The 14,187-nt window shown below is 72.2% G+C and carries 9 protein-coding genes; 6 read left to right on the forward strand and 3 right to left on the reverse strand.

Annotated features, from left to right (window positions below):
- Positions 1–38 precede the first annotated feature (38 nt).
- On the reverse strand, positions 39–668 hold the full coding sequence (locus GTY67_RS07925; RefSeq protein WP_161278204.1) for a TetR/AcrR family transcriptional regulator: 630 nt from the start codon (positions 666–668) through the stop codon (positions 39–41).
- Positions 669–870: 202 nt separating this feature from the next.
- Here GTY67_RS07925 and ddaH point away from each other — a divergent pair, with 202 nt between their 5' ends.
- From ddaH to GTY67_RS07950, 5 genes are all read left to right on the forward strand, one after another.
- Positions 871–1,827, forward strand: a complete 957-nt coding sequence (gene ddaH, locus GTY67_RS07930) for a dimethylargininase (RefSeq protein ID WP_343238649.1) — start codon at positions 871–873, stop codon at positions 1,825–1,827.
- 654 nt (positions 1,828–2,481) lie between these two features.
- Positions 2,482–4,002, forward strand: a complete 1,521-nt coding sequence (locus tag GTY67_RS07935; RefSeq protein WP_343238650.1) for an AbfB domain-containing protein — start codon at positions 2,482–2,484, stop codon at positions 4,000–4,002.
- A gap of 47 nt (positions 4,003–4,049) precedes the next feature.
- Positions 4,050–5,165 carry an ALF repeat-containing protein gene (locus GTY67_RS07940; protein WP_237502559.1) on the forward strand — a complete coding sequence of 372 codons (1,116 nt, stop codon included), beginning with the start codon at positions 4,050–4,052 and terminating at the stop codon, positions 5,163–5,165.
- Between the two features lie 211 nt (positions 5,166–5,376).
- Positions 5,377–9,552 (forward strand): hypothetical protein, encoded by a 4,176-nt coding sequence (locus GTY67_RS07945; RefSeq protein WP_202461361.1) that lies wholly within the window; start codon positions 5,377–5,379, stop codon positions 9,550–9,552.
- Between the two features lie 2 nt (positions 9,553–9,554).
- Positions 9,555–10,010, forward strand: a complete 456-nt coding sequence (locus GTY67_RS07950; protein WP_161278207.1) for a hypothetical protein — start codon at positions 9,555–9,557, stop codon at positions 10,008–10,010.
- Positions 10,011–10,048: 38 nt separating this feature from the next.
- On the opposite strand, the gene GTY67_RS07955 is transcribed toward GTY67_RS07950, so the two are convergent.
- Positions 10,049–11,044: a small ribosomal subunit Rsm22 family protein gene (locus GTY67_RS07955; RefSeq protein ID WP_161278208.1), complete on the reverse strand. Its 996-nt coding sequence runs from the start codon at positions 11,042–11,044 to the stop codon at positions 10,049–10,051.
- Between the two features lie 227 nt (positions 11,045–11,271).
- On the opposite strand from GTY67_RS07955, the gene GTY67_RS07960 reads away from it, so the two are divergent.
- Positions 11,272–12,591, forward strand: a complete 1,320-nt coding sequence (locus GTY67_RS07960) for a hypothetical protein (protein WP_093689006.1) — start codon at positions 11,272–11,274, stop codon at positions 12,589–12,591.
- 80 nt (positions 12,592–12,671) lie between these two features.
- On the opposite strand, the gene GTY67_RS07965 is transcribed toward GTY67_RS07960, so the two are convergent.
- Complete coding sequence (locus tag GTY67_RS07965) at positions 12,672–14,105, reverse strand: multidrug effflux MFS transporter (RefSeq protein ID WP_161278209.1); 1,434 nt, start codon at positions 14,103–14,105, stop codon at positions 12,672–12,674.
- Positions 14,106–14,187: the final 82 nt, after the last annotated feature.

A 14,187-nucleotide genomic window follows, 5' to 3' on the forward strand; every position in this document is an offset into this window, starting at 1 on the left:
CACCATCACGCCCGATGTCACCACATAACGGATAAGGATCAAGGTCGCGGGGTCAGCCCGCCGAGGGCGTGGTCGACGATCGCGTCGGCGTACGCATGGGTGAGCGGGAGGGTCCGCAGCAGCCAGCGGTGGGTGAGTGGCGCGATCAGGAGCTCCAGGGCGATCCGCGGATCGGCGTCGGCCCTGAGCTGCCCGGCCTCCCGGGCGGCCTCCAGCCGTGTGACATACAACGCGAGCTGCGGGTCCAGGAGCTTCTCGACGAATTCGGCGCCCAGTTTCGCGTCGACGATGCCCTCGGCGGTCAGCGCCCGGGTGGGGGCCTCCATCAGGGGGTCGTTCAGCTCGTCGACGGTGGCGCGCAGGACGAGCTTGAGGTCGGCGGCCAGGTCTCCGGTGTCGGGGATGCCGTACCCGGCCGCGCCGCCCTCCGGGGCGGCCTCCTCGGCGGCCCGGGCGGCCAGGTCCAGGAAGGCCTCCATCAGGACGGCCGCCTTGGAGGGCCACCAGCGGTAGATCGTCTGCTTGCCGACCCCGGCACGGGCGGCGATACCCTCGATCGTCGTACGCCGGTAGCCGCTCTCGCCGACGAGGGCGAGGGCCGCGTCGTAGATGGCCCGGCGGGAGCGGTCGCTGCGACGGCTGGAGTCGGGGGCCTTGTGGGGTGCCATGCGGCCAATCTAGCGCCGGACAAGCCGATACGTATCGTCTTGCCGACATCCCGCACTCCGCATCCCGCGCGCGGGAGTTCTCAGCGCGGGCGGGCATCCCACGCGCGGGCGGCCTCTGCGCGGGCGGGCATCCCACGCGCCGGCGTCCTCTACACGGGCGGGCACCCCGCGCGCGGGGTGCCTCTACGCGGGCGGCCGGAAGATGGCCGCGGTAGGACGATCCGGTCAACCACCCGATCGGTCCACTGCGGATCCCGCCCGCACGGCGCACCATGGGCTCACGCACAGACCGTGCGCATCCCACCGTTCCGCAGCCCCGGCCGCCGTTCGCGAGGAGCCCCAGTTGAACCGTGACGCCACCCCTCGTCGCTACCTGATGTGCGCCCCGACGCACTTCCGGGTGACCTACTCCATCAACCCGTGGATGGACCCGTCCAAACCCGTCGACCTGCCGCTGGCCCAGACCCAGTGGGAGGACCTGCGCGACCGCTACCGCTCCCTCGGCCACACCGTGGAACTGCTCACCCCCCGCCCGGACCTGCCGGACATGGTCTTCGCGGCCAACGGCGCCACGGTGATCGGCGGACGGGTGCTCGGCGCCCTGTTCGCCTACCGGGAGCGGTACGAGGAGGCCGAGGCCCACCGCGAGTGGTTCCGGGACAACGGCTTCACCGACATCCGGGAGCCGGACCACGTCAACGAGGGCGAGGGCGACTTCGCGGTCACCGCCTCCTACCTCCTGGCCGGCCGCGGCTTCCGCTCCAGCCCGCTCTCGCACGACGAGGCCCAGGAGTTCTTCGGCCTGCCGGTCATCGGCCTGGACCTGGTGGACCCGCGCTACTACCACCTGGACACGGCGCTGTGCGTGCTGGACGCGGCGGCCGACGAGATCATGTACTACCCGGACGCCTTCTCCCCCGGCAGCCGGGCCGTGCTCCGCCGCCTCTTCCCGGACGCGCTGCTGGCCCGGGAGGCGGACGCGGCGGCGTTCGGCCTCAACTCGGTGAGCGACGGCCGCCACGTCCTGCTCCCCCAGGCGGCGACGGGCCTCCTCGACCCCCTGCGGGACCGGGGCTTCGAGCCGGTCCCGATGGACCTGGGCGAGCTGCTCAAGGGCGGCGGCAGCGTGAAGTGCTGCACGCAGGAGCTGCGGGGTTAGGCGCGAGCGCCCCGGCCGAGGAAGCTCTCTCGGTTACTTTTCCCGCCGCGAATGGACGCCGTATTCCTCTGAGGAACGGCGCCCATTCGCGGACGCCGCGTCACATGCGGGCGGAATCCATTGTATTGACGTGATCCTCCTTGATCCACACGTTGGCCATTCCAGCGATCTGCGGTTAAGGTTCGGTGACCAGTTTGACCGGCAAGCATGCCGGAGGGGATCGGTGGAGTGACTTCCACTCCACCGAACCGCGCATGCGCCGGAGTTCTTCATGTGAAGTGGAATCGGGGGGACCGTAACCATGAACCCGTATGTGCGGACACCGCCACGTCGTTCATGACCGCCGCCATGACCTGCGGCGAACGCCCGCGAGCGTTCCGGCTCTGACCAGCCGGATCCTCTGGGAAGGAACCTCGTCCCGGCCTTGACCCGGCTCGGTCGACGAGGATGCGGACGATCGGCGCCGCCTATCGCATTGCACCGGTCGGGGCTTTCCCTGCCCAAAATCTCTTTCCCCACGGGCCTTTTCGCCTCCCCTCTGTTTCGCATCCATTCAGCGCTGCCCTTCGCGGCGGCAGAGGAGTGACTCGAATCAGCATGAACACCGGACACAGAACTTCCGCACGGATGCGAACCGTCCTCACCCGCGGCATCGTGACGGCAACCACACTGGCTGCCGTCACCGGTACCCTCGCACCGGGCAGCGCGGCCGCGGCCCCCTCGGCACCGGATATCGCGGCCAGGGCCGCGGGGGTCGGAACCACCGACACGCAGCGCGTCGAGGCCTCGGCCGTGGTTCGCCTCGATCCGGCCCCGGACGTCCTGCTGCTCAGTGACTACGACTTCGTCCACGCCCTGTGGCAGAAGGCCCGGGACGCGGGGGAACCGCTCGAAGCTGTGCGTACGGCCGCCGAGGAGGCCATGGCCAGCACACTGGCCGAGGATCACGTGGCGTTCATCGTGACGGGCGTCCACGAGGCGTACCGGCTGGACCAGCAGCGGGAGCGCGACCGTGCCGAGGCCGAGCGGGCGGCGAAGCTGGCCAAGTCCCAGGCGCTGCTGGCCGTCGGGATTCCCAGCACGCCCGAACTGCTGGCGCTGAGCGACGACAACTTCGTCCGGGCCGTCGCCCGGCACTCCGCGTCCGGCCCCGAGGTGCGGGCCGCCGCGCTGGCCGCGCTGGCCGGTGAACCCGACGACTGGCGGGAGTTCATCGTCAACGGTGCCCGTGAGGCCCACAAGAAGGATGTGGCCAGGGAGCTGAAGGAGTTGGAGGAGCGGGACCGCAAGGAGGCCGAGCTCAAGAAGGAGCGCGCCGCCCGCGCCAACGCGGCGGCCCTGTTCCGGATCACGCCCACCGAGGCGCAGTTCGCGCTGAGCGACGACAACTTCATCCGTGAGCTGCTCCGCGTGGCCCCCGCGGACCTGCGCGGCTCTGAGCTGTACGCCGAGGCGCAGCGCGTGGTGCAGAGTCCCTTCCCGCAGGTCTGGACGTGGTACATCCACTCCGGTGCCGACGCCGCCTTCAAACGAGACGACGAGAACCGGCGCAAGAAGCTCGCGGAGGCCAACCGCAAGCTGGCCCTTCGGATCCAGGCCGCCGCCACGAACGGCGGGGTGAACCCCAACCTCGTCGCCGCCGCCAAGAAGGCGTTGGCCGGCACGGACGACGCCGTCGCGGAGTTCCTCAAGGAGGACAACCTCTACCGGGCGCGGCGCCAGTCGATCCAGCCCTGGGACCCCAAGCTGGCCGGCCAGTACGTCCGCCACACGTCCGCGGACGGCGGCAAGGTCGTCAACGCCCCGTTGAGCGCCACGAGCAAGCAGGCCGACCGCCAGGATGCCACCTGGGTCATCGTGCCCGCGCTCGCGGGCCGGGCCGGCTGCTACTCCCTGGAGTCGGTGCGCAGCCCCGGCCACTACCTCAAGGCCGACCGGCAGAGCCTCAAGGTCAACATCGCCCTCGACGACCGCAGCGCGGCGTTCCGCGAGACCGCCACATGGTGCCCGGTCAAGGGCCAGGCCGGCTCGGGCACGACCTTCCAGTGGGGAGTCGGGTCACCGGCCCGCTTGCTGCGGGACATGGGCCAGGCTCTCTACGTCAGCCAGGACTACGGCACTGAGAAGGGCCACCGGGAATCGACGTGGAAGATCGCGCCGCCGCTGGAGAGCTGACCCCTGTCCTCCCGGTCTCTCCTCGCTCCGTACGAAAGGTTCCGATGATGTCCCGGCGTATCAGGGCGGCCCTCGCCACCGCCGTCGCCGCCACCGCACTGGCCTCCGGCACGGCCACGGCCCAGGCGGCCCAGGCCGCCGCCCCGCCGGTCGTCGTCGCTCCCCGCTCCGCCGTGGCCGACGGCCCCGCCGACGCGCTCTCCGCCATCACCGCGTCGGCGGCCGACGCGGCCCGGGACCGGGTGCTGCGGCTGGCCAAGTCGAACCTGCCGGCCGAGATCCGCACCTCGGCGTGGAACGCCCTGCGCAGTACGCGCGGGGACGCCGCGATCGAGGAGTGGCTGATGCCCGGCGGCGGTTACGACGCGGCCAAGCAGCGGTTGCGCGACGCCCGTTCGCGCAACCGCGCGTACTGTGAGCAGGTCGTACGCACCCACACCGTGGGCTTCTCACCGGAGGTGCGGGCCGCCGCCGAGCGGGCCCTGAAGGGCAGCGACGCCGACCGGGCCGCCTTCGTGAGAACCGGGTACGCCGAGGCGCAGAAGCGCGACCGGGCGGCCCGGGAGGCGGACGGCCGGCACCGGCAGGAGATCGCCGCGAAGGACCGGGAGTTCGTCCGGGCGATGGCCGTGAACGACCCGGGCGAGCACGTCCGGGCGGCGGCCGGGTGGGCGGTTCGCCCCGGCTCCACCGACGCGGACGTCGCGGAGTTCTTCGGCTACGGCTGGGCGAACGGCGCGGCCCTGGACCTGGAGGCCTACCGGCTGCGGGTCGCGGACGCGGAAGTACGCCGTCATCATCTGCTGACCCGGCTGATCGCCCAGGCCGCCGAAGCCGAGCGGGAGTTGCTGACCGGGGCGGACGCGGCACGCGCCCGGGCCGAGGCCGAACGGACCTGGCGGGCGGTGGCCGAGCACGCGGAGAGCGCCCGCACGGCCTGGCTCGCGGAGCAGGCCGCGGCCCGCGCCCAGGCGGAGAGCTGGCGGACCGTCGCCCAGTTGTCCAGGGAGAGCGCGGACTCCGTCTGGAAGAACATCACCGCCCCGGCGGAGGCACGTCAGGGCGACTGGGCCGCGGAACAGGCCGAGGCGAGCGAGGCGGCCTCGTTCTGGAAGGACATGGCCGACCGGGCCCGCGAGAGCGCGACCCGTGTGAAGAGCTGATTCCCGTACGTGGCCGCCGTCCGCCCGGCGGTCACGTACCTCCACCGGGCGAGCACGTCTGCTCGCCCGGTGTGTCACCCCTGCCCGTCCACCGAGGGCAGGGGTCTTTTCTCCCCTTTATCGAGAGGTTTATCCAGTGATAGACGGATTCTGGCCAAGGGCCGGAAGAAACACGCCGCGGGCCCGGGTGCCCGGCGCGGTACGGAAGGCGGTGTGCGCGGCACTGGCCGTGGCGCTCCTGGGCGGTCTGGCGGGACAGGCCTCCGCCGAGGAGCGTACGTACGCGAACGGCCCGGCCGACCGGGCCCGGCTGCTCTCGGCCCTGGCACAGCTGCCGCCGCCCCCGGCACCGCCCGTACGCACCGCGCTCGATCGGATCAGCGCGGACCAGGACCGCCAACTGGTCGAGGACTTCGCGGAGTTCGATGACGAGGAGGAAGTCCGGGAGGCGGCCAGGAAGGCGCTGGAGAGCACGGACCCCCAGGCGATCCGGGAGTTCCTGGAGCGCGGCGAGGCCGAGGCGCGGCAGCGTGCCAAGGACAAGCGGGACGGCACGGATGTCACCAACCGGCAGAAGATCGAGGCGCTGCGGGGCACGGGCGGTCCTCACTTCAACGCGGAGGTCGAGCGGGTCCTGAAGGGGACGGCGCGGGATCGCGCCGATTTCCTGGCGTTCGGGGCCGAGATCGCCCGGCAGCGGGACAGGGCGACGGAGCAGAACGAGCAGCAGCGCGCGGCGGAGAACCGCAAGCGGGTGGAGATGCTCGTCGCGGTCGGCGGCCCGGAGGTGAAGCGGACCGCGGCGGAGGCGCTGGCCACCGGCGACAACCAGGTGATCGCCCAGTACCTGGAGAAGGGCTATCTCCTGGCCGCACAGCAGGACGCGGACGACCGGGCGGCCCATGAGAGGGCGCAGAAGGAAGCGCTGGAGGCGGCCGAGCGGCTGCGGAAGCTGGCCGAGAACGCCGCGCGCGCGGCGGGGGCGCGGACCAAGCTGATCGCCGCGCACGGCGATGCCGTCAAGGCGTTGAAGACCGCGTCGAACGCGATGAACGCCGCGGCGGCGGCCTCGCGGGAGGCCGACCGGATGCTCGCCGCCGACCGTGCCGGGAAGAGCCTCTCCGACTACGGCCCCGTCAAGGCCGAGGTCGTCCGCCAGCTCGGCATCGCCGAGGACGCGTCCCGGCAGTCGCAGGTGGCCGCCGCCCGGGCCAAGGTCCAGGCGGACGTGCTGATGGAGACCGGGCTGCCGCACGGCACCCAGTGGTCGGACGTCGCCGCGGGCATCGCGGCGGCGGCCGAGGCAGCGTTCAAGGCCGCTTCCACCGCCCGGCATGCCGTCGACGCCAGCGCGGCCAACGCGGCGGGGCTCAACTCCCAGAACCAGGCCCAGCTGCACGAGCAGCAGGCCAGGAGCTGGCGGGCCAACGCCGAGCAGCACGCCAAGGCCGCGGCCGGTCTGGCGACGGCCGTCGCCAAGCAGGCGAAGATCGCCGAGGCCGCCGCCGCCAAGAGCCGGCAGGCCCGGATCGACGCGGAGAAGGCCGAGAAGTCGGCCTGGGCACACGCCCAGAAGACCCGCGAGGCGCGGGTGGAGGCACAGCGTCAGGCGAAGGTCGCGGCCGCGCAGCGGGTCATCGCAGAGCAGGAGCGCGCCCTGGCGGAGGCCGCGCGGATCCGTGCCGAGCAGGAGCGGGACAAGGCCGATGCGGCACGGGCGCGGGCCGAGGCGGAGCAGCGCACCGCCTCCGCGAAGCGGGCCGAGGCGCAGGCCGCCGCCGCCACCGCGGCAGGGCTGCGCGCCCGGGCGGCGACCCAGGAGGGCATCGCGTCCGAGGCTGACGAGAAGGCCCGGGGCGAGGAATCCCGGGCGCGCCAGGCGCGGAACAAGGCCGTCGAGGCGGAGCGGCTGCACCGCACCGAGGACGCCCGGGCCCGCGCCATGGAGGCGCTGGCCGCGGCCGCCCGGGGCGGCGAGCACGCGGACACCGCACGGGCGGCGGCCACCGAGGCCCGGGGCGCGGCGAACGCGGCCGGGACGGCGGCCGGCCAGGCGCGCAGCGCCGCCGACGCGGCGACCGGTGCGTCCGTACGGTCGCGCAAGGCGGCGATCGAGTCGGCCGGGGCGGCCGCACGGGCGAGGGCGGCGGCCACCGAGGCCACCGCACACGCCGCGAAGGCCGACGCGGCGGCGAACAAGGCCGAAGCGGCGGCGTTCCGCGCGGACGCGGCGGCGAACAAGGCGGAGACGGAGGCGGCCCGCACCCGGGCGGCGACGCAGCGGGCCAACGCCAAGGCGGCCGAGGCGACCGCGCAAGAGGCGCGGGCGGGCACCGCCGCGCACGAGGCGTCGCGGCTGGCGGGGCTCTCCGCGATCCAGGCCAACCAGTCGCTCCAGGCGGCCAACCGCACCCGTGAGGAGGCCGACGGGGCGACCCAGGAGGCCGCCATGGCCCGGGTCCAGGCAGGGGTGGCGAGCGACGCCGCGGCAGCGGCCCGTACGACGGCGGCAGCCATCGCCGACCCCGCCGACACGGCGATCAGGCTCACCGCGCCCTTCGCGGGCAAGGACGTCGACGCGGACTTCGCGGCGGCGGTCGCGGCCGCGGCACTCGTCGTCGGCAAGGAACAGCTCGCCTCGGCGGAGGCCAAGGCCGCCGACGCGGCCAAGGCGGCCGACGCCGCCGAAGCGGCGGCGGCGCGGGCGAACGCCCAGGTCGCCCCGGCGTTCAAGGCGGCTGCCGCGGCGGCGCGTTCCTCCGCGGACGCAGCGCGCTCGTCAGTGGCCGCGATGAAGTCTGCCGCGGCCGCGGCGGAGGACGGTGTCAAGGCCAGGGCCGCCGCCGCGCGTGCCGACGAGGCCGACGCCCAGGCACAGGCCGACGCAAAGCAGGCTCGCGCGGCCGCCGACCAGGCGTTCAAGAACGCGGCGGCGGCACGTACCGCCGCCGCACAGGCCGAGGCCGAGGCGAAGCGGGCCCGTGGCGCCGCGACCGACGCGGAGAATCAGGCGGCGGCCGCCAACAGCGCCGCGACGTTCGCGGAGAAGGAAGCGGCCACTGCGCAGACCGCGGCGGCGCAGGCGGACAAGGACGCCGCCGACGCCGCCAAACTGGCCTCCTCCGCAGAGGAGCACGCCAAGTCGGCGGAGAAGGCGGCCAAGAACGCCGCTTCACACGCCGAGGAGGCGGACGCGGCGGCGAAGCGGGCCGAGGAGTACCAGCGCGAGCAGGAGCGCAAGGAAAGGGCCGAGGCCGCCAAGGAACGGCAGGCAGACCCCGTCCGCGACGACCAGATGAAGAAGGCACTCGCGGAGGCAGGGCTCTCCTCAGAGGCGTACCAAGAAGCGCTGGCCGTGGCAGGCGGGAATCTCCTCGACTACCTGATGGAGAACGGAGCCGAGCTACTGGTCGAACTCTTCTTCGAGGACATCAAAGCGTGCATCGACGATCCTGACATCCCCACCTGCCTCTGGGCCGTTGTCCAGAACCTCGGGCCTGCCAAGGCACTCAAGGTCACCAGCAAGCTGCCGAAGATCGCGAAAGCCATCGCGGGTATCAACACGTTCCTCGACAGGGCAGGAGAGGCGCGCAAGCACCTGAAGAAATACGAGGAGGCGCTGGAGAAGATCCAGGCAGCCACCTCCTGCCTGGCGGATGGCACGAAGGGGACGGGCAAGAAGTCGAGTGTCCGGCACATCGGCGCGGCCACGGCAGGAGCGGGTGCCAAGGCAAGCGGGACGGATCCCCTCGCGGCTGTGGAAGCGCGGTCCGTCCGGTCGCCGGGCAGCCGACAGCAGACGGTTGTCGGCACGCTCGCACAGAACTCATGGATCCGAACCGGCAGTGGCACCTGGGTCCAGGCCGGAAACCGAAACGCCGTAACCGTTCGCCCCACCACCGGTGCCCGTTCCGTGGGGTTCGCCCTGGCAGCGGAGCCGATCCTGGCCAAGCTCTGCAAAATCGGCTACGACAGCGGCGATTTGGCCACGGAAGCATTCCAAGCACGTCTGGACGCCGGCTTCTGGGCAGCCAGTCGCAATATCGCCGTCGCGCGGGTCAAGGGCCCTGACGGCAAGCCACGGCTGGTACACGGGTTCAGCAGCGACACCCGTCATGCCGAAGAGCACATACTCAGCCAGCTCGATGCCAAGGACAAGGTCGTCGATCTGTATACGGAACGCGAACCCTGCCCCAAGCGGTGTACGCCTGCACTGGCATCCGATCCTCGCTCCAAGGGTGCGAACATATCGTTCTCCATGCCCTACGCCGACCCGTCGACCCCCGACGGAAAATTCATGAACCAGATATGGACGGAAACACTCGGTCAGTGGATCAACCAAGCGCGTGCACGACGCGGACTTCCGCCCATGCGAACGGAAAATTGACGATGGACAGAAAGATCGAGCGGGGAGGAAATATGGAGAAGGGAACGAGCGACGATGACCTCGGTGGAGCCCCTGGAAGATGTACGCCTTCTGAGGAGATCCGGCTCATGCACATCGCTCTCGCCGTGTGCGACGTTCTGCGGTATGCGGGGATGCCGGCGGTCTATGTCGGCCTGCTCGGCGCAGGCGCATCCGGAGCAGTCGTCTCCCATGATCCGTACAGCGACGATTCAGCGGGTGTGTACGTCCACTGGATGTCCAGCCCTGCCTTGGTCCAGCAGGTCACACGGCCCGAGGGACCGGACCCTCGGGCCGTGGCGCTCGGCTCCGCCGCCCGGCAGGCCATGCACCCCGCCCTGCGCAGCATTCTTGAGGCCGCGGGGTGGAAAGTGACGGATCATGTCGATTCCGCCTCCGGGACGGAACGCCTGAAGATCTCGGCAGAAACCGCCGTGTGACTCACCTGTGGCCGATGGGCTGAGAGGTCCGTCCGCGGTCAGCCGCTGCCCTCCGGCGGCCAGGGGTCGCCCCAGGCGATGTCCCTGGCCGCCCGGTACAGCTCGCCGTGGCGCTTGGTGACCGTGGAGCGGGACAGGCCCTCGTCGCGGGTGCAGAGCTCCAGCAGGACCTGGCCCTTGCGGATCTGGGGCCTGCGGGTGATGCGGGCGGGGGCCGGGGTGGCGGGGAAGCGGGTGGCGACGACGTAGCTGAACTTCTCGTCCTCGTGGCTGAGCGAGCCGCCCTTGACCTGGCGGTGCAGCGAGGAGCGGCTGACCCGGGCCGAGAAATGGCACCAGTCGGTGCCGGGGGCGATCGGGCAGGCCTCGTCGTGCGGGCAGGGGGCGGCGATGCTCAGCCCGGCGGCGATCAGCCGGCCCCGGGCCTCGATGATCCGCGCGTAGCCGTCGGGGGTGCCCGGCTCCACGATGACGACGGCCTGCCCGGCCGCTGCCGCCGCGTCGACCAGCTCGGTCCTGGCCTGCGCGGTCAGCTCCTTGAGTACGTAGCTGACGGTGACCAGGTCCGCCGGGGCCAGCTCCAGCGCCGCACCGATCCGGGCCCGCTCCCAGCGCGCCTCCCGCAGCCCCGGCACCCCGGACGCCTCGGCCAGTTCGCGGCCGAGCGCGAGGGCGGGCTCGGCCCAGTCCAGGACGGTCGTCGCCGCCCCCTCCCAGGCCCCGGCCACCGCCCAGCTCGCCGCTCCCGTGCCGCCGCCGACATCCGTGTGGGTGGCGGGTGACCAGTCCGGCGCGGCCTCCACGAGGGCGTCGAGGGCGGAGCGTACGGCCTCGAAGGTGGCGGGCATCCGGTACGCGGCGTACGCGACGACGTCGGAGCGGTCCCGCAGGATCGGGGCGTTGGTCGGGGTCTCCCCGCGGTAGCTGGCGATCAGCCGGTCGACGGCCTGCGTGGCCTGCTTCGGCGGCAGCCCGTCGAGGAGACCGGCCAGTGCCGCGCGCAGGGACTGGGCGGTGGGGAGGGTGGCGTTCACCGCCGAATTGTAGGCGGAGGGGGAACCCTCGGGCGCATTCCGCTTGGCCGGGGCCGGAGAGGGTACGGGGTCCCCGCGGTGAGGTCCGCGTAACCGGTCCGGAACAGGTTTTCCGCGAACTCCACGCGGTCGGAAGGTGATTGCTACGCTGGCCCGCGCGAGATCGGGAAGCGGGACGAGGCGCGCGGCGCACGGCACGAGACCGGGTTCGGTCCATCGGGGGAGCCATGAGACAGAAGGTCGTGCGGCTGGCCCTGGTCGGCGGGGTGGTCTTCCTCGCCCTGCTCCTCCTTCTGGCGACCTGCGGCGGCAGCCCGGACAGCCCGAGCGGCAAAGGCGCCTCCCCCACCCCGGCGAAGCGGGTGATGCCGAGCGCGGGAGCGGTGACCCGGCTCACCGTTCCGCCGGAGTACACCACCGACCGGGGCTGGGAGATCATCGGCTCCTCCCCCGAGGTCGCCGTCTCCCACGCCACGGGCCGACTCGCCTACCTGGAGCGGCTGAACGGCAACCGCTACCGCCTGCGCACCGTCGACACCGCCACCGGGAAGCTGGGCTGGCGCGGTCAGGCCTGGCGGCCGCCGGACCCGCTGCACTACCCGAGGCTCGCCACGGTCACCGCCGACGACCGGCAGTTCTTCGTGACCTGGTCGTACGGGAAGGTCGGCGACGGGATGACCCCGGCGTCCACCTTCGTCTCCCTCGACGTGTACGACGTGACGGACGGCTCCCGGCACCGCGTCGAGGTGCCGTGGTCCGGCGCCCCGAACGTCATCACGAGCGGCCCGGAGATCGTGATCAGCGACGGCAAGGCCAACAGCACCCTGGTCGACCCGGTCACCGGCACGGTCTCCGAACTGAGCGCGGACGAGCTGAAGTACCCCAAGGGCTGCCCGGCCTGCAAGCAGCTCACCGAGGTGTACGGGCAGACGGCGGCCGGGCTGCTCGTCGGCGGGGCGCGGGAGTTCTGGGTGCGCGGCGGCTGGTTCAGCCGGAACGTGGCGCCCAAGGGCACCGACAAGGGCAGCGGCGTGGTGACGTCGGTGACGGCGGACCGGGTGCTGGCGAAGTGGGCCCTGGCGAAGAAGTCCGAGCGGGCGGCCACCCATGAGCTGTGGACGGTGCACGACGCGGCGACCGGCAAGCCGCTGGTCTCGGTGGAGTGCCACCGGCCCGCCATAAAGCCCGGCCGCTACCCGCAGGCGGTCCTCTCCCCCTCGGGCGACCACCTGATCGCCGGGAACCTGGCCTTCGACCTGGCGGCGGCCCAGGGCCACTGCTTCGAGGCGGCGGACGGCTCCAGCCATCTGACGCTGGCCACGGTGACGGACGACGGCATCGCGTACGGGGCCGAGAACGCGCGCGACGCCTCGGAGGCGCTCTCCGGGGGCGGGCTGCCGGTCGCGGTGGATCTCGCGAACTGGACGACCGAGCAGCTGTCGCGCAACGCCCTGCTGCCGGGGATGGAGACGACGGGGGTCGGGGTGTTCCGCTGGACGGACCGGCAGGAGCGGACGCATCTGATCGGGTATCCGCGTACCGACTGAGCCCAGGAAAGCGGGTATCCGCGTACCGGCTGACCCCAGAAAAGCGGGTATCCGCGTACCGGCTGAGCCCCGGGAAGCGCCTAGAGAGTTCCCTGACCCATCCGCTGCCACGGCCTGCACAGCCCCAGGAAGCAGCCCACCGCCGCCACCGCGCACACCACCTGCACGACCGCCATCGGGACGGCCGTGTCCTCCCCCGCGATCCCGACCAGCGGCGAGGCGATCGCCCCGATCAGGAACGAGGACGTGCCGAGCAGCGCGGAGGCCGAGCCTGCCGCGTGCTTGGTGCGCATCAGGGCCTGGGCGTTGGTGTTGGGCATCGCGACACCCATCGCCGACATCAGCACGAAGAGCCCGGCCGCGATGGGCAGGAGCCCCACCTCGCCGAACACGCCCGTGGTCATCAGCAGCAGCGCCACCGCCGCCAGCACGATGACGGCGAGGCCGAAGCCGAGCACCTTGTCCAGGCTGATCCGGCCCACCAGCAGCTTGCCGTTGATCTGGCCGACGGCGATCAGGCCGATCGAGTTGAGGCCGAACAGCAGGCTGAAGGTCTGCGGGGAGGCCCCGTAGATCTCCTGAACGACGAAGGGGGAGGCGGAGATGTACGCGAACAGGACGGCGAAGGCGAGCCCGCCGGTGATCATGTAGCCGGTGAAGACCCGGTCCGCGAGCAGTCCGCGCATCGTGCGCAGGGCCTCGCCGACGCCGCCGGTGTGGCGGCTGCCGGGCGGCAGGGTCTCGTGCAGCCACTTCCAGACGACGAGGGTGAGCACGATGCCGACGCCGGTCAGGACGACGAAGATGCCGCGCCAGTCGGTGAAGCGCATGACCTGCCCGCCGATCAGCGGGGCGATGATCGGGGCGACCCCGGAGATCAGCATCAGGGTGGAGAAGAACCGGGCCATCTCCACGCCGTCGTAGAGGTCGCGCACCACCGCCCGGGCGATCACGATGCCCGCCGCGCCCGCGAGCCCCTGGAGGAGGCGGAAGCCGATGAGGAGTTCGGCGGAGGGGGCGAGGGCGCAGATCGCGGTGGCGATGACGTAGACGACCATGCCGAGGAGCAGCGGCCTGCGGCGGCCCCACCGGTCGCTCATCGGTCCGACGACCAGCTGGCCGAGCGCCATCCCGGCCAGGCACGCGGTCAGCGTGAGCTGGATGGTGGCGGCGGGGGCGGAGAGGGAGTCGGTGACGGCCGGGAGCGCCGGGAGGTACATGTCCATGGAGAGCGGCGGCAGGGCGGTGAGCCCGCCGAGGACCATGGTGACCAGGAACCCGGTGCGCCGGGCCGCCTTGGCGGCGGGGGCGGTGAGACCGGCCGCCTGTGGGGCGCCTGGGCTTCCAGGGGCCGTCGGAAGGCCGGCCGGGGCGGTGACCTGCGGGGCGCCCGGGTCGACGGAGAGGGCGCCGGCGTCCCCGTGCGGGGGGAGCGGCGCGCTGTCGGTTCCGGGACCGGTCCCGGAGGTGGGTATGTGTTCTCGCTGGGCCCGGCTGCCGCCGCTGTCCGGCATTCTCGTCTCCACATCGTTGAATCCGCATCTATGCTCTCAGCTCGGCCGCAGTGGTCGATACCTATTTCGGGCTGGTTGGGGT

The sequence above is a fragment of the Streptomyces sp. SID8374 genome (assembly GCF_009865135.1).
Taxonomy (GTDB): Bacteria; Actinomycetota; Actinomycetes; order Streptomycetales; family Streptomycetaceae; genus Streptomyces.

Excerpts from the sequence above, each read along its gene's own strand:
- GTY67_RS07965 (WP_161278209.1), bottom strand. The coding sequence starts at position 14,105 with ATGCCGGACAGCGGCGGCAGCCGGGCCCAGCGAGAACACATACCCACC.
- GTY67_RS07940 (WP_237502559.1), top strand. The coding sequence starts at position 4,050 with ATGTCCCGGCGTATCAGGGCGGCCCTCGCCACCGCCGTCGCCGCCACC.
- ddaH (WP_343238649.1), top strand. The coding sequence starts at position 871 with ATGGCCGCGGTAGGACGATCCGGTCAACCACCCGATCGGTCCACTGCG.
- GTY67_RS07950 (WP_161278207.1), top strand. The coding sequence starts at position 9,555 with ATGGACAGAAAGATCGAGCGGGGAGGAAATATGGAGAAGGGAACGAGC.
- GTY67_RS07925 (WP_161278204.1), bottom strand. The coding sequence starts at position 668 with ATGGCACCCCACAAGGCCCCCGACTCCAGCCGTCGCAGCGACCGCTCC.
- GTY67_RS07960 (WP_093689006.1), top strand. The coding sequence starts at position 11,272 with ATGAGACAGAAGGTCGTGCGGCTGGCCCTGGTCGGCGGGGTGGTCTTC.